Here is a 14,735-nt window from a genome sequence, read left to right as displayed (position 1 = left end):
CCCTTTCCAAACGATTTCGTCTCAATGCGTGGACAAACGCGGCATGTACATCGTCATATGCGCTGTTTAACCTCAAAGAGCCAGTCTGCGCGGGCATTGGCACGAATGCTGCATTAGGGGCGCACCGCTTCCGGAACGGCATTCGCCCCGGATGCGCACGAAGCAACCCACAACAAGTATCGGAGACTTAATGTCGTTCATCATCGTTCTCGCCGCGCTGGCGTTTCTCATGCTGGCCGCTTATCGCGGCTACAGCGTGATCCTGGTGGCCCCGCTCGCCGCCCTCGCCGCCGTCCTGCTTACTGAACCTGCCGCCGTCGCGCCCGTGTTTTCGGGCATCTTCATGGAAAAGATGGTCGGCTTCGTCAAGCTGTACTTCCCTGTATTTCTGCTTGGCGCGGTATTCGGCAAGGTTGTCGAACTGTCGGGATTCTCGGAATCCATCGTGGCCGCCGCCATCCGGTATATCGGCAAGACGCGCGTCAATGCGGTGATCGTGGCGGTGTGCGCGTTGCTCACGTATGGCGGCGTATCGCTGTTCGTGGTCGTGTTCGCGGTCTATCCGTTCGCGGCCGAAATGTACCGGCAAAGCAATATCCCCAAGCGCCTGATGCCCGGCGCGATCGCGCTCGGCGCTTTCTCGTTCACGATGGATTCCCTGCCCGGCACGCCGCAGATCCAGAACATCATTCCCACGACGTTTTTCAAGACCACGGGCTGGGCCGCGCCCATTCTCGGGACGATCGGCTCGCTCTTTATTATCGTGGTCGGGCTGGCGTTTCTGGAATGGCGCCGCCGCTCGGTGATGGCGACCGGCGAAGGCTACGGCACGTCGCTCGTCAATGAACCGGAGCGCGTGGAAAACGCGCAATTGCCCAATCCGCTGCTCGCGGTTGCGCCGCTCGTGCTGGTTGGCGTCGCGAACTTCGCGTTGACCAAGCTGATTCCCGTCTGGTACGGCGCAAGTTATTCGGTCGCACCCGACGTACTGCCGGGTGTGCATGCGGCGGTCGTGACGCCGATCAAATCGGTGGTGGCCATCTGGGCCGTTGAAGGCGCGCTGCTGCTCGGCATCCTGCTCGTCGTGCTGACGGCGTTCGGGCGCGTGCGTGAACGCTTTGCCGTGGGTACGAAGGCGGCGGTCGGCGGTGCGTTGCTCGCCGCGATGAACACCGCGTCCGAGTATGGTTTCGGTGGCGTCATCGCGGCGTTGCCGGGGTTTATCGTGGTGAGCGACGCGCTCAAGAGCATTCCGAATCCGCTGGTCAACGCGGCGGTTTCCGTGAGTTCGCTTGCAGGGATTACCGGGTCGGCGTCGGGCGGAATGAGCATTGCGCTCGCCGCCATGTCGGATACGTTCATCAAGGGTGCGGAAGCGGCGCATATTCCGCTCGACGTGCTGCACCGCGTGGTCGCCATGGCGAGCGGCGGCATGGACACGCTGCCGCACAACGGCGCGGTGATCACGCTGCTCGCCGTGACGGGATTGACGCACCGCGAGTCGTATCGCGATATTTTTGCCGTGACGATCATCAAGACGCTCGCCGTGTTCTTCGTGATCGCGGTGTATTACACGACCGGCCTGGTTTAACCGCCGGCAAAACATCTGGCAAACTTGGCAACAGCGCTTTCTGCTGTTGCCATCCACCCTCCTCTTCCACAGGACTCGCCCATGACTTCATCTTCAGCAACCCCGCTTGCCGGCAAGACCGCCCTCGTCACCGGATCGACGAGCGGCATCGGCCTCGGGATCGCCAATGCGCTCGCGCAAGCCGGCGCGAATATCGTGCTGAACGGTTTCGGCGATGCAAGCGTGATCGAGAGCGCAAAAACGCAGATCGAGAAGCACGGCGTGAAGGCCGTGCATCACGGCGCGGACATGTCGAAGGCGAACGAGATAGAAGCCATGATCGCGTTTGCCATCGAGCAGTTCGGCGCCGTGGATGTACTGGTCAACAATGCGGGCATTCAGCATGTAGCGACCATCGACACGTTCCCGGTCGAGAAATGGGACGCCATCATTGCGATCAATCTGACCTCGGCGTTCCACACCATGCGCGTTGCATTGCCGACAATGCGCGATAAGGGCTGGGGCCGCGTGATCAATATTGCGTCGGCGCATGGACTGGTCGGGTCGGCCGGGAAATCGGCTTATGTGGCCGCGAAGCACGGCATTGTCGGCTTGACGAAGGTGGCCGCGCTGGAAAATGCACGCACTGGCGTAACGGTGAACGCCATTTGCCCCGGCTTCGTGCTGACGCCCCTGGTGCAAAAGCAGATCGACGATATCGCCGCGAAAGAAAATCTGTCGTCCGACGCCGCGCGCTCGAAGCTGCTTGGCGAGAAACAGCCGTCGGAACAGTTCGTGACGCCGGAACAGATCGGCAAGCTGGCGGTGTTTCTCTGCTCGGAAGCCGCCGATGAAATGCGCGGTTCGGCGCTTCAGATCGACGGTGGATGGACTTCGCAGTGATTGGCGGCCGGGCGGCGGATGAGCGGCCGGTCCCGAGTAGCGCGTGCCGCCCGCCACATCCGTTGGTAATATCGGGGTTCCCAGAACGGAGACTCCGATGACTGCTGAACACAACCGAACAGAAGAAGCGCAGGCGATGGAGCGCATCGTGAACGCCACGCGGCAGGTACAGGCGGCGTTCACGGCATTGCAGAGCCAGTTTCCGCCCAACGGCGACGGACGACCCACGCAGATCGCATTGCAGACTTTCGACGCCGCGCTGCAGGAACTCGAAGAGGCGCAGGGCGCGTTCGACACCATGCTCAACGATCTTTTCGACGGCAACCGCTAGGCCGTGTTTTTTCAAGCGCCCCGCAAGACCGGAACGACTGGTGGCGCTTTTGCGTTCGCCGCGCCGGCGGCCGGCTCGGGGTCTTCCGGATTCAAGCCTTCCCACGACACGCCATCGGTTGACTGACGCCGCGCCGCGGCCACGCACGCCTCGACCAGTTCCTTGAACGACGTCGCCGCCGACGTCTTCCTGATCACCGCCTCGCCCTCCAGCGCGCTATCCGGCACGACCAGCCCGACGATCAAATCCGCCGTTCCCGCACGCTGACGCAAACGGCGCAACAAATTCCGCAAATACGGCGGCGACTCGGCGGCATCGAAGGAAATCACGCAGATCAGCGATACACCCGTCAAGTCAACGTCATCGAAACGCGTGCGCGAGAAACGCTCGTACGGCGCGAGATCCGCGCCCAATCCGTGCTTGCGAAACAGTTGCACAGCAATGGTCGCGGCCAGGTCGTCCAGCACGCCGCGCCCCGCAATGCACAGGACGGATGACGTATGGCCTTCCTTGACGGCATCGAAGTGAGCCGGGGGCGTTTCATGCACAATGCCCGCCTCGCTATCAGACATCTCGAGGCTCGCCGGCGGTTCTTCCTCGGGCCGCGCAGCCATCACCACGTCTTCGACCTCTTCGAGTCCTTCGACAATATCCATCGCGGATTCGTTGATGCGTTTGAGCTGGTCCGCCGTCACCACGCCGCGCAGCACGTCCTGATGCGCGATCCGCAAGCCTTCCAGCGCGACCTCGTCATAGTACGCACTCAGCGAACGTTCCTTTAAAAGCGTTTCGGCCTGCACGAGCGCTTCGTCGGGATCGTTGGCGAGCAGCCGCTGATAAAAATTTTCCGCTGGCGTCAACGCCGGACGGTCGCCGAAAAGCACATCGAGAAATTCAAGCCGGTCCACGTGGCGCCCTAGAATCACCAGGCACAGCGTCAGCGGCGTCGATAAAACCAGCCCGATCGGCCCCCAGATCCAGCTCCAGAAAATCGCCGCGACAATCACCGCAAACGGCGAAAGTCCCGTGCTATGCCCATAAAGCATTGGCTCGACGACCTGGCCGGCGACCACATCCGTGACACCGAACAGTGCGATGGTCCAGATCATCATCGCCCAGCCGGGGCCGACGGCAGCAGCAAATACCACGGCGAGCAACGCCGCGATCCAGGTTCCGACATACGGCACGAAACGCAGCAATCCCGTCAGCACGCCGAACAGCAACGCACCCGGCACGCCAATAATCGCAAGCCCGATCGAGATTACGATACCGACGCCCATGTTGATACCCAACTGAGCCAAAAAATAGCGCGATAGCCGGCGCGCGGCTTCGTCCATGGCCGTGGTTGCGCGGTGCAGATCGCGCGACCCAAACAGCCGGATCAACCGGTCGCGAAGGTCTTCTCGCTGCAACAAGATAAAAATAGCTACAACGAGGACAATGCCCGTGGTTTCCAAAGGACTGATCACGGGCGACAAAAACCGCTGCGCAAGTTCCACCGGCGAGGGCGACGGCTCGTGGACCTCGACGGGCATGGGCGCATCGATGGGAGACGCCGTCTGGTTCTCCTGGCTCTTGCGGATTTCTTCCTGCCGGCTTGGCGAAATCCGCTTGAGCGCCGTCGCCGCCTTGCCAAGAAACGCGTCGGCGCGGCCAACGGTCTTTTCCTGCACAGCGCTGATTTTCCGTTCCACGGCAACCTGATAGCGCGGAAGATCGCCGGCAAGCTGCGCCACTTGTGCGCCAATCAACGCGCCGACCGCCGTCAGCACGGACAACGCGACCAGCACCGCCAGGATGACGGACGGCACCTGTCCCAGTTTCAGCCGACGCAACAAATCGACGAAAGGCGCGACCAGAAAACTGAGCAACACCGCGAGAATGATCGGAATCAGCACCGCGCGCCCGAAATACAGCGCGCAGATCACCACCACGCCTGTCACCAGCGACAGCAGCGCCCGTATGCCGGGCGCTTCGGGCGGCAAAACCTTCGACGCGGGCCGGCGCGGAACGGGATTGGGTGTCATGACGTCGTTCTCGTATGGAGCTTTAGCGGGGTTCATGATGCGGTCGCGCCGGCGATCCATCAAGGAAGGCCAGCCCTGGCGCTGCGTCGGTTTATAGAGTAATTGGCCACGAGCCGGTGTCCATCGGTCTCGGGAATATGCGCGCCCGATCTGTATGAGCAAAGGCCATGCCAATCGGAAGGATTTGTGCCGATTTATATCGATACGGCAGGCGTGGTCATCTCGCCATGGTGACCATGCGCCGGATGCGGCTTGCCATCGATTCCAGCGTGAAGGGCTTCGTAATCATCTCCATGCCCGTGTCGAGGAACCCGTTTGCGCGCGTGGCCGACTCGGCATAACCCGTCATGAACAAGACCCGGAGCGAGGGCCGGGTTGCGCGGGCTGCGTCGGCTAGCTGGCGGCCATTCAGGCCCGGCAGACCGACATCGGTCACCAGCAGATCGATACGCGCCCGCGAATTCAGTATCGCCAGTCCGGACGGCCCGTCGATGGCTTCGAGGACCTCGTAGTCCAGGTCGCGCAGTATCTCGCACACAAGTTCGCGCACCGACGTGTCGTCTTCGACCACCAGGATCACGTGTCCGTCGGCCGCCCGATGCGCTTCCGTGAGCGCCGTCGCCGATTCCTGCTTGCCCGCGCCGCCTGTAAAGCGCGGCAGATACAGCCGGATCGTCGTGCCGGCATCGGGCGCGCTTTCAATGGTCGCAATCCCGCCCGATTGCTTGGCGAACCCGTAGGCCATCGATAAACCCAGCCCTGTGCCCTGCCCCAGCGGCTTGGTCGTATAGAACGGATCGAAGGCGCGCGCCTTGACGTCGTCCGGCATGCCGACGCCCGTATCCGACGCCGATACCACCACGTATTGTCCCGGCATCACATCGGGATGCGACGCGGCGAATTCGCGACCCAGCTCCACGTTGTCGGTTTCGAGCGTCAGGCGGCCGCCCTCCGGCATGGCGTCGCGCGCGTTGATCGCGAAATTCAGCAGCGCGTTTTCGAGCTGATTCGCGTCGCAACGCGTGAGCCAGAGATGCGGATTGTGGATCACGCGCGTGTCGATCGCCTCGCCCATCGTGCGCTTGAGAAGATCGTCGATGGAATGCAGCAGCTCGTCCGCGTTCACCGGCTTGGGGTCGAGCGGCTGACGCCGCGAAAACGCCAGCAGCCGGTGCGTCAGCGACGCCGCGCGATTCGCGGCGCCCGTTGCCATCGTGATGAAACGGTCGATGTCGTCCGTGCGGCCTAGCTGGGTGTATCGGCGAATCAGTTCCAGCGGACCGGTGATGCCTTGCAGCAGATTGTTGAAATCATGCGCAATGCCGCCCGTCAACTGGCCAAGCGCCTCCATTTTCTGCGCCTGGCGCAACGCTTCCTCGGTCTGCTGGAGCGCGCGCCGGGTTTCCTTTTCGCTCGTGACATCGCGTCCGTTGCCATACAGCGTGTCACCTTCGAACGCCGCGACCCACGATACCCAACGATACGACCCATCCTTATGGCGATTGCGGTTCTCGAAGCGCACGCGTCCCGTGTGCGCGACGGACTGCAGCGCGGCGTCCGTGGCTTGCACATCATCGGGATGAACGATTTCCGCAAATGATCTGCCGATCAACTCGTCCTCGCGGAACCCGAGAATATCGGTCCACGCGGGATTCACCGCGCGCAGCACGCCCGCGCTGCTCGCAACAATAAAAAGGTCGCGCGAATTGCGCCAGATGCTGTTGCGCTCGCGCGTGCGCGCATCGACTTCGGCGGCGAGCGAATCGTTCAGGCGGCGCAGTTGTGTCTCGCTTACTCGCAGGCGCTCCTCGAAGCGCTTGTGGTCTGTAATGTCGTAGGTCACACCAATAAAGCGCAGGCCGGCGTTATTGTGGGCGACTGCTTCTCCGCGGCGCGCCATCCAGCGCTCTTCGCCGCTGTCCGCGCGATGAATCCGGTATTCGAGATAGTCCAGCGCGCCCGTCGGCATGGTGCGATGCGCTGCAAGCACCCGCGCGCGGTCATCGGGATGCACGAGTTCCAGCAGCACGTCGAGATGGGTTTCATGGCGAGGCGTCAAACCCCACTGCCGGCAAAGTTCCTCCGATACCGCCATACGCCCGGTATCCGGAAACAGCTCGAAGGTACCAATGCCGCCTGCACGCTGGGCAATGCGCAAACGCTCTTCGCTTTCCCGCAGCGCCCGGTCGCTCGCGTGCCGCTCGATTGCAAGCGCCGTCACGCTGGCCACTTGCGCAATATCGTCCAGTTCTTCGGCCGACGGTTTTTTGGGCACCGAATAATAGTTGGCGAAGGTGCCGAGCACGCGGCCGTCGGCGGCGCAAATGGGCATGGACCAGCACGCACGCAATTCGAACTTCCGGGCGATATCGCGAAAAGCGGCCCAGACAGGATCTGTTTCGATGTCCTCCACGATCACCGGCTCGCCCCGGAATGCCGCAGCGCCGCACGAACCCATCAAAGGGCCGGTCTCTAGGCCATCGACAATGCGGTTGTATTCCTCAGGCAAACTCGGCGCCGCGCCGTGAATCAAGCGTTTTCCCGTAGCGTCGACCAGCAGCACGGAGGCCCGCATGGGCTGCTCCGAGCGATTTTCCACCCGATGAATAACGTGCTCGAGCACTTCATGCAGCGGCATGCCTGCCACGACGCGTCCCAGGACGGCGCGCTCGAACTCAAGCTGGCTCAGCGTCGAGAACAGGGGAGGTTTTTGCATGGTCCAGAGCAAAAAGCCGGTTGGTCGCAGACGGCGTATAAACGTTTCCGCACAATGCGACGAAATGTTCCAAATCTTAGCATCTGAGTCTGATACGCCCCAGATGGCGTATGCGGATAGACAATTTGTCTACAGTCACGCTGCGCCGGCTATTGGCCTTATCGGGATTATGTTTTTGGCATTCGGGCATGCATCGTGCGAGATTGCATGCATTGATCTTCACGCATTTTCTCCACGGAATCCAATGGATTGTTATGGCAGTTGATTCTCCCTGCATCAATATTTGCAAGTTCGACAGCAAAACGGGCCTATGTACGGGCTGCTTGCGGACCAAGGACGAGTGCAAGCAGTGGAAGAAGCTGAAGAACAAGGCCCGGACAAGAATTATCGATGAACGGCCCAAGCGCGAAGCCACGCTCAAGAAGGCGCGCAAGTAACGTACAGAACTGTTCCAGGCTCGTTTGCCCACAATAACGCGTGCCGGCTTAACGCGAACCCCAATCAATCACGGACACGAAACCCAACTTCAGGGAGTTCCAGTCATGGTTATCCACGTTCAGTTGAAACGCGTCATGGCGGTGAGTACGGCGGCCTTGATTACTCTTTTTGCAGCGCAAGCGGTGGTAGCACAGACCGCGAGCATGAGCCACGGATTGAGTCCGAACGACGACATGCGCGCACCTGCAAATGACACGCGCCTGATGCCCAATGCGCCGCTTGGCAGCGAATATCCTACGCACGGTAATGCGCAGGCCGGTGAGATGAACCTGAACCCGACCGACCCGCGTGCGCAGCTTGTGAATGGCTTGCCGAACAACACACAAAGCGGCGGCTATGGTTCGCCGCTGGCGGGTAACAAGGCGAACGTGCCGCAAGGCTATTAGGAAAGCGTGCCGGACACGTATGAGGGCGTTGCTGCCTGAAAATCAGGGCTGTACCCGATGTTCAAGCACGTTGACGAGTTTCCCGAACGGGTCTCGCACATAGAAGCGCCGAACGCCCCAAGGTTCATCGGCGGGTCCGTATTCAATCGGAAAGCCCGCCGATTTCATGCGCTCAAGCGCGGTGTCGACATCATCGACTTCTATCGATAAGTCGGGCATCGCCGTGCCCGATCCGCCCTCCTCCGCCACGCTGATCTGCACTCCCGTTGTGGCCGAGGAACCATAAGTCCGGATCCAGCCGTGATCCATCAACAGATCCAACCCGAGTGCGTCCTGATAGAACGGCTTCGCCCGCGCAACGTCCTGCGTGGACATATTCGCAACGATTCGTCTGACCTGCATGTGTTTCCTTTGCTTATGCGTTAGTCGGCCGGTGTTTTGTACGGCAGCGGACGCTTGCCGAGCGAGGCCGTGGTGTTATCGATCACTTGTTCCACGTCCGCTGTTTCACCCAGCATGGTCAAGAACTTCGCTGTGTCGAACTCCTTCGATACACAGCCCTGCACGTATATAAACCGTCGCTGCAGCGTAAGCCATAACGTCGAGTTTTCACGCCAGTGCGTGGCGGGATTGATTGCGTTCAGGCGCCGCTGCACAGCATCAACAATTTCGGCATCGTAGCGATACGCATTGGACAAGCGGCAGCGGCCTTCCACCCAGCAGCTATTGCCGCGTTCGATGCGGTAATGCGCATCGCCGAGCCATTCCTGATCGGTTTGCACCGGGCCCAAAGGCGTCGGGCAATGCGCGACGGCCGTCGAAATCTGAAAGAACGGATCGTTGCCGTGGTTCGTGCGCGGAGCCGCCGCGAATGCAAGCGCGATGCAGCACACAGCAGATCGGGTTGGCAGGTCCATCGGTGTCGGGATCCAAGGCGCAATATTGCAAGAATACGCGCGCCCGCAAACTTCGCCACGTTGGCGCGTTCCCTTATTTCTCGCACACGCGAGCAAGCGCGCGATCCAGCGCCACGGAATACAGCGCATCGAGTTTGTGCGCTGAAGAATACGACTGTGTAGCGCGCGCCAAACGCGCATAGCAATCAGGTGCTGCACGCAATGCATCGGTTGCCGCCAGCTCCCGAATAAACTCACCTTGAAGACGATCGAGCTCGGGACGAATATCGTCGGTCAAGCTGGCGCGGTGATCCGAAGGCGCTTTTCCCGCCCGATGCCACCGTGCAAGAAGCCCATATTGCACGAGCTTGTTAGCCTCTATCTGGTCGGCGAAAAAGTGAGTGGCGAGTTGACGCGGCACGCCGGCCGGTTCGGCTTGCGTCGCGGCTGCGGAGATCACCACGCCTTCGCGCTCGCTGTCTTCAATCGGCTTGCGCGTATCCCATTTCGTTAGCGCAACTTCGCGTGCCACGTGCAAGCGGGTTGCCGTCAAATCGATCAGGCGGGAAAAATCTCCGTTCCATGAGTTCGATGCGTTCGATACAGCAGCGCTTTGCGAAGTGGATGTTACGGCCAACAATGCAGTCGCGACGAGGCCTTGGCAGAGCCGCGAAATACGGGGAATCCGATTGAACATCAATGAGCCTTCTTGACTAGTGAAAGTAGACCTTGCGCGCGACGTTAGCTGATACGCCGCTTGAAACAAGCCAAGACAAAGCCCGGTCAATATCTTGGCCGGGCTTTTTAAAAGAATGGAACATGCAATATTAGCGTCGCGTCTATTTGACCAGCAGGCGCGTTCGAATGAAGCCGGGTTCTTTCGCGAGCGTCTCGATCAATTCATTCGATGGCGCACGGTCCAGATCAGTCACCACATATCCCGTTTCGCCCTGCGTTTGCAGATGCTGCGCAACGATATTGGCGCCCTCTGCCGCAAGTCGGGTGTTGAGCGTGGCGAGCGCTCCCGGCGCATTGCCGTGGACGTTGAGCAAACGCGCGGGTGCATCGAGCGGTCCCGGATTCACGTGCGGAAAGTTGACCGCGCCCACTGTGTCGCCCGTGGTCAGGAACGAAATCAGTTTGGTCGCGACCTCCGTGCCTATGTTCTCCTGCGCTTCCTCTGTGCTGCCGCCCACGTGCGGCGTCAGGATGACATTCGGCAAACCTTGAAGCACGCTTTTGAATTCATCGGCATTCGTCTTCGGCTCTTCCGGGAATACATCGATAGCCGCACCGCCCAGCCGTTTCGCGCTCAACGCCTGCGCGAGCGCTTCGATATCCACGACCGAACCCCGCGACGCATTGATCAGGATTGCGCCCGGCTTGAAGCAGGCGAGCATCTCTGCGTCGATCATGCAATTGGTCTGCGCGGTGGCCGGAACGTGAAGCGTCACGACATCGGCTTGCGATACAGCGTCGGCGAGCGATTGCGATGCACGGGCCGACCCCAGTGACAAACGCGCTTGCACGTCGTAATAAACCACGCGCATTCCCATGCCTTCAGCAAGCACGCCGACCTGTGAACCAATGTTCCCGTAACCCACGATCGCGATAGTCTTGCCGCGCGTCTCGAATGATCCGCTTGCGCCCTTGGCCCACTGTCCCGCATGCGCCTGCACGCTTTTCTCGGGCACGCGCCGCAACAGCAGGATCGCTTCCGCAATAACCAGTTCCGCCACGGAGCGCGTGTTGGAAAATGGCGCGTTGAACACCGGAATGCCTGCGTGAGCAGCGGCGTTCAAATCGACTTGTGATGTCCCGATGCAAAAGCACCCGATCGCGAGCAGATGGCGCGCGGCGTCGATTTCACCTTTCTTGAGATGCGTTGCCGATCGAATCCCGACAAGGTTGTGAGCCCGCAGCGCGCTCAGCAGTTCCACTCCGGCCAGCGCACCCGCGCGGCGCTCGACTTCGAGCTTGGCCTCGCTGAAGCGGGCGACGGCGGTATCGTGGATATTTTCAAGTAGAAGAACAGAGGTCATAGAACGCTTATGTATCGTGACGTGGGTTGGCGTGGGTGTCATACGCCCCGCAAATGGCAAGAGTAAGTCCGTGCAACGCACGCCGGACAAGTCGACGCCACGCAGTCGGCATCGCATTGATGTTACCGCTTGCAGAGCCTAAGCATTTGCCACCCTACTCGCGATATGGCCTTTTGCTTGGATGTTTATTAATGGTTTGTTTAGAGTTGGCTTACCCGATTGTTCTTTCTAGCGAACAATCAACGCGTCGGCAAAGCTGCGGTTATGTTAATACCATTACTTCCAGATCAATCCGGGCGGCGAAATCGGCAGCGCACCGAGATCACGCTGCAGATGGGGTAACGTACGAAGCGTTGATACTCGAGGCGCATGGCCGGTTGACACAAGCGGATTCAACACCCCGAGTCCTACCAGCGCGAAGTCGTTCGAGCCTCCCGCAAAAGCTCACCTTTACGACCGGGCAGACGTCATCAAGCCTGTCGTGAATTTTTACTTCGATATACTAAATTCAAAGGCGCCGCTCGCATCACGTGTCATGCAGCGCGTCACCAAAAGCGGACACGTAGCTGAAAACCCAGTGTGAAAGGCAAGTCGCTCGACGGTATGGGTGGAATCAAAATGATGTTTGCACCAATCCGTCCGTACTCGGCCATGATCAAAGGTGCAGCAACAGGTCCTACCTTATGGTCGTGACCGAATCCCCATTTGCCATAGTCATACCCTGAGATGACGCCGCCCATGACCGCAAGCCGGACATAACCCCAATGAACAAACTCCGGCGACCAGACGCCACCGCCATAAAACGACGGGGCCGAAAGCGAATTTCGAAAATAGCCGCCGGTTACAGCCCATTGGGGCGACACCCAGCATTCCGCGCCAATACCGGGATTGAACTGATCGAAGTGTTTTTTGGGATGAACATGGTACGAGCCGATCATTGCGTCGGCCCAAAGGCCGTTGCCACAAATTTCGGCTGCGGCGCTATGAGCGGATGTAGCGAACGCGGCTAGTGCGAAGAGGGCCATTGGTACGGAGAATATTTTTGAGACTGTCGTTGTCTTTTTCATTCGCCCTAAACCTGTACGTTTCGCCACCACTCGAATTAAGCGGCAACGCTTTTTCGATATTAAGTTCGAGCGAAACTGTACATGAACGCAATGTCTATTTGTGTGAATGCACGCGGTCCTCAAGCGGTTTGCGGCTGATCGAATCAATTGTCTTGTTCACTATCGGTGACGCGTGGTCAGCCGGGGAACTTGATGCGCATAAAGTTTTCAAGGGGACGGATATCGCGCTCGTTAGCGTGAGAAAGAGCCGCAGCAAAAGCCAGATTGGTCGTCACGGAGCGCTGTGTCCAATGCCCGAAACAGAAAGGCCGCACCGACTTGTGTCGGAGGCGGCCTTGGTCTGCTTTTATCCTGCTGAATCCAGAGCACTAGAGCCATTCCGGACAATTCTCGTCCGGAACGGTCGATTCGCACTCTTAATGCTTCTTCAACGCATCTTTCATGTCTTCCCGAGCGTCGCCAGCACCTTTTTGCACCTTGCCTGCAGCCTGTTGCACGTCGCCCTTGGCTTCCTGCGCCCTATCGCCGGTTACTTTGCCGACAACCTCATTGACCTTACCCTTGGCCTGTTTAACTACGCCGTCTTTCTGATCCTTGTTCATGTTCATCTCCTTTCGTATCAAAGCGCGAATCCGATGTAATGAATTTCGCGGCGCTATGTCAAGGAAGCTCCCTGACCGTGTAATCAGGATCGCAAATCGGCCGTGCATCCAATAGCCGACCGCGTCTGATTACCGCGTAGGCGGAATCGCACATACGCCATTTCGCCTCGGCGCGACGCTAGAAGAAAGATTGCGATAAATACTGTATGTTTGTACAGTACCAGCCTGTCGTATGGTTCGAGAGATGGAGACAAAAATGGATTTTGAGGAAGATCGTATCGATACCCCTGAGTTCGCGCGCGTGGTAAGAGATCTGGAGCGCATTACTCGGGAGGTTGCGCAACGCTACATCGTGCAAGGGGTGCAGCTGACCTGGCGCCTGCTGCTTGCTATCGAGGCTGAGGCCTTAGCCGACCTGGGATTCGCTGGCCGTCACGAGTCAGCGCTTCGCGCGCTCTTTGCACGTCCCGACGACCTGATGTTTCCCGAAACGGACGATCTTGTCGATTTCGGAACGTCCAATGTGCTGCCGCCAGTGTTCGCATTTGCCGTGGATGCCTACGATCAAGCCGCGCACGCGGGACATCCGGAACTGGCAATTGCGGCTGCGCATTAAAATGAGCGCATCAATAAAGCAGGTCCGAAGCGTTAGCGTCACATAAACGGACAATTTCCCGATGCCCTCACACGCTGGCACCAACGATATTTTCGACCGCGAACGCGCCAGTTGGCACGTGGATCCAGCAAGCGCGTTCGACGCATGGATGGCCAATCAGGCATTCAAAGCGTCTTCAGCGAATGTCTACCGCGCTCAATGGGGTTTATTTCTCGAGTGGCTCAATGTCAAATGCGTCACGATACAGACCGTGGACAGGCCCGCCATCGAACAGTTTGTGACCCAACTGGACGCTCGGAAGCCGCAACGCATGCGTTATTTGCGCCTTATTGAACGGGTACTCGATCACATTCGCGAGATAGAACTCGCATCCACGAACCCCGCACGCTTTATTGCGCAGGACGGCGAAGCTCGGTGGCGGGACGCGCGCGAAAATGAGCCAACGGGTTTCCTTGCGCACGGCGAACGTGCAACGCTGATCAATTACCTTTTCTCGCCGATTGGAGATTTATCGACCGGTCATCGTTGGCGTGAATGCCGGGACCGTGCGCTGGTCGGTGTATTTCTTGGCGGGGGAGTAAAAACCGGGGAAGCAGCCACGCTGAGCGTTAGTCACTTTGACTGGAACCAACCCTGGCTAACGGTCGAAGCCGCAAACCCGGCATTTAATCGACAAACCCGGCTGGCACCCTTTGCCATCGCGCTGCTCAATCAATGGATCAGCGAACGCAAAACCGCCCGGTTGCTAGGCAACCTGCTGTTTCCATCGGCACCTTCAGGGCGAATCATGCACAAGGCCACGATGTTACGCGCGGTCGATGCAATAACTCTGGCGGCTGGGATCGCGGAATCCAGGAGAGCCCGCGCGAGTCCCCAGACGTTGCGTAATACGTTCGCGGCGGACCTTTTCGAAAGCGGAACAGCACCGGAGCAGGTCGGACAATGGCTGGGGTTTCAGCAAGAAATTTCAGCACAAAGGTTGTATCGCGCCTGGGAGCGCTGGATAGGTGAGGAAATACGGGAGCACGATTTGGCGCGTGTAAAACAAGGCGTCACGCTTGCCAACGATCCACCACTCTAG

General features: G+C 59.4%; 15 protein-coding genes. 7 read left to right on the top strand and 8 right to left on the bottom strand.

The features are described 5' to 3' along the window. Positions 1 to 190 precede the first annotated feature (190 nt). The 3 genes from ACRWA7_RS13415 (at position 191) to ACRWA7_RS13405 (ending at position 2,804) form a co-directional block, all read left to right on the top strand. On the top strand, positions 191 to 1,591 hold the full coding sequence (locus tag ACRWA7_RS13415; protein ID WP_060817889.1) for a GntP family permease: 1,401 nt from the start codon (positions 191 to 193) through the stop codon (positions 1,589 to 1,591). 81 nt (positions 1,592 to 1,672) lie between these two features. Beyond that, the gene (locus ACRWA7_RS13410) at positions 1,673 to 2,473 is read left to right on the top strand and encodes a 3-hydroxybutyrate dehydrogenase (protein ID WP_438391425.1); all 801 of its coding nucleotides are present in this window, start codon (positions 1,673 to 1,675) and stop codon (positions 2,471 to 2,473) included. A gap of 97 nt (positions 2,474 to 2,570) precedes the next feature. Next, a complete protein-coding gene (locus ACRWA7_RS13405; RefSeq protein WP_060817887.1) occupies positions 2,571 to 2,804 on the top strand; it encodes a hypothetical protein in 234 nt (77 codons plus the stop codon). An 11-nt stretch (positions 2,805 to 2,815) separates the two neighbouring features. Here ACRWA7_RS13405 and ACRWA7_RS13400 read toward each other — a convergent pair whose 3' ends face one another. Together ACRWA7_RS13400 and ACRWA7_RS13395 are read right to left on the bottom strand one after the other, a co-directional pair. Then, a complete protein-coding gene (locus ACRWA7_RS13400; RefSeq protein WP_438391424.1) occupies positions 2,816 to 4,831 on the bottom strand; it encodes an AI-2E family transporter in 2,016 nt (671 codons plus the stop codon). A 217-nt stretch (positions 4,832 to 5,048) separates the two neighbouring features. Beyond that, complete coding sequence (locus tag ACRWA7_RS13395) at positions 5,049 to 7,547, bottom strand: PAS domain-containing protein (protein ID WP_438391423.1); 2,499 nt, start codon at positions 7,545 to 7,547, stop codon at positions 5,049 to 5,051. Positions 7,548 to 7,801: 254 nt separating this feature from the next. On the opposite strand from ACRWA7_RS13395, the gene ACRWA7_RS13390 reads away from it, so the two are divergent. After that, positions 7,802 to 7,984, top strand: coding sequence for a DUF1289 domain-containing protein (locus ACRWA7_RS13390; RefSeq protein ID WP_060818386.1), 183 nt, complete (start codon positions 7,802 to 7,804; stop codon positions 7,982 to 7,984). A 105-nt stretch (positions 7,985 to 8,089) separates the two neighbouring features. Continuing rightward, on the top strand, positions 8,090 to 8,431 hold the full coding sequence (locus tag ACRWA7_RS13385; RefSeq protein WP_438391422.1) for a hypothetical protein: 342 nt from the start codon (positions 8,090 to 8,092) through the stop codon (positions 8,429 to 8,431). A gap of 42 nt (positions 8,432 to 8,473) precedes the next feature. Here the strand turns inward: ACRWA7_RS13385 and ACRWA7_RS13380 are convergent, their stop codons facing one another. The 6 genes from ACRWA7_RS13380 to ACRWA7_RS13355 all read right to left on the bottom strand — a co-directional run bounded on the left by ACRWA7_RS13380 (position 8,474) and on the right by ACRWA7_RS13355 (position 13,038). Further along, positions 8,474 to 8,833: a VOC family protein gene (locus ACRWA7_RS13380; protein ID WP_438391421.1), complete on the bottom strand. Its 360-nt coding sequence runs from the start codon at positions 8,831 to 8,833 to the stop codon at positions 8,474 to 8,476. Positions 8,834 to 8,853: 20 nt separating this feature from the next. After that, a complete protein-coding gene (locus tag ACRWA7_RS13375; RefSeq protein WP_438391420.1) occupies positions 8,854 to 9,348 on the bottom strand; it encodes a hypothetical protein in 495 nt (164 codons plus the stop codon). A gap of 73 nt (positions 9,349 to 9,421) precedes the next feature. Continuing rightward, complete coding sequence (locus tag ACRWA7_RS13370) at positions 9,422 to 9,967, bottom strand: chorismate mutase (protein WP_438391419.1); 546 nt, start codon at positions 9,965 to 9,967, stop codon at positions 9,422 to 9,424. Between the two features lie 199 nt (positions 9,968 to 10,166). Next, positions 10,167 to 11,411, bottom strand: a complete 1,245-nt coding sequence (gene serA, locus ACRWA7_RS13365; protein ID WP_438391418.1) for a phosphoglycerate dehydrogenase — start codon at positions 11,409 to 11,411, stop codon at positions 10,167 to 10,169. A 503-nt stretch (positions 11,412 to 11,914) separates the two neighbouring features. Next, positions 11,915 to 12,394, bottom strand: a complete 480-nt coding sequence (locus tag ACRWA7_RS13360) for a hypothetical protein (RefSeq protein ID WP_374728608.1) — start codon at positions 12,392 to 12,394, stop codon at positions 11,915 to 11,917. Positions 12,395 to 12,852: 458 nt separating this feature from the next. Then, complete coding sequence (locus ACRWA7_RS13355; protein ID WP_056363795.1) at positions 12,853 to 13,038, bottom strand: CsbD family protein; 186 nt, start codon at positions 13,036 to 13,038, stop codon at positions 12,853 to 12,855. 256 nt (positions 13,039 to 13,294) lie between these two features. On the opposite strand from ACRWA7_RS13355, the gene ACRWA7_RS13350 reads away from it, so the two are divergent. Then, a complete protein-coding gene (locus tag ACRWA7_RS13350; RefSeq protein ID WP_060817881.1) occupies positions 13,295 to 13,654 on the top strand; it encodes a DUF2471 family protein in 360 nt (119 codons plus the stop codon). Between the two features lie 61 nt (positions 13,655 to 13,715). Beyond that, entirely contained in the window at positions 13,716 to 14,735 is a 1,020-nt protein-coding gene (locus tag ACRWA7_RS13345; RefSeq protein WP_438391417.1) for a tyrosine-type recombinase/integrase, read from the top strand.

This window comes from Caballeronia sp. DA-9, assembly GCF_051615025.1.
Taxonomy (GTDB): domain Bacteria; phylum Pseudomonadota; class Gammaproteobacteria; order Burkholderiales; family Burkholderiaceae; genus Caballeronia; species Caballeronia sordidicola.
This window is presented reverse-complemented; position numbering and strand designations above follow the sequence as displayed.

Excerpts from the sequence above, each read along its gene's own strand:
- ACRWA7_RS13415 (WP_060817889.1), top strand. The coding sequence starts at position 191 with ATGTCGTTCATCATCGTTCTCGCCGCGCTGGCGTTTCTCATGCTGGCC.
- ACRWA7_RS13410 (WP_438391425.1), top strand. The coding sequence starts at position 1,673 with ATGACTTCATCTTCAGCAACCCCGCTTGCCGGCAAGACCGCCCTCGTC.
- ACRWA7_RS13405 (WP_060817887.1), top strand. The coding sequence starts at position 2,571 with ATGACTGCTGAACACAACCGAACAGAAGAAGCGCAGGCGATGGAGCGC.
- ACRWA7_RS13400 (WP_438391424.1), bottom strand. The coding sequence starts at position 4,831 with ATGACACCCAATCCCGTTCCGCGCCGGCCCGCGTCGAAGGTTTTGCCG.
- ACRWA7_RS13395 (WP_438391423.1), bottom strand. The coding sequence starts at position 7,547 with ATGCAAAAACCTCCCCTGTTCTCGACGCTGAGCCAGCTTGAGTTCGAG.
- ACRWA7_RS13390 (WP_060818386.1), top strand. The coding sequence starts at position 7,802 with ATGGCAGTTGATTCTCCCTGCATCAATATTTGCAAGTTCGACAGCAAA.
- ACRWA7_RS13385 (WP_438391422.1), top strand. The coding sequence starts at position 8,090 with ATGGTTATCCACGTTCAGTTGAAACGCGTCATGGCGGTGAGTACGGCG.
- ACRWA7_RS13380 (WP_438391421.1), bottom strand. The coding sequence starts at position 8,833 with ATGCAGGTCAGACGAATCGTTGCGAATATGTCCACGCAGGACGTTGCG.
- ACRWA7_RS13375 (WP_438391420.1), bottom strand. The coding sequence starts at position 9,348 with ATGGACCTGCCAACCCGATCTGCTGTGTGCTGCATCGCGCTTGCATTC.
- serA (WP_438391418.1), bottom strand. The coding sequence starts at position 11,411 with ATGACACCCACGCCAACCCACGTCACGATACATAAGCGTTCTATGACC.
- ACRWA7_RS13360 (WP_374728608.1), bottom strand. The coding sequence starts at position 12,394 with ATGGCCCTCTTCGCACTAGCCGCGTTCGCTACATCCGCTCATAGCGCC.
- ACRWA7_RS13355 (WP_056363795.1), bottom strand. The coding sequence starts at position 13,038 with ATGAACAAGGATCAGAAAGACGGCGTAGTTAAACAGGCCAAGGGTAAG.
- ACRWA7_RS13350 (WP_060817881.1), top strand. The coding sequence starts at position 13,295 with ATGGATTTTGAGGAAGATCGTATCGATACCCCTGAGTTCGCGCGCGTG.
- ACRWA7_RS13345 (WP_438391417.1), top strand. The coding sequence starts at position 13,716 with ATGCCCTCACACGCTGGCACCAACGATATTTTCGACCGCGAACGCGCC.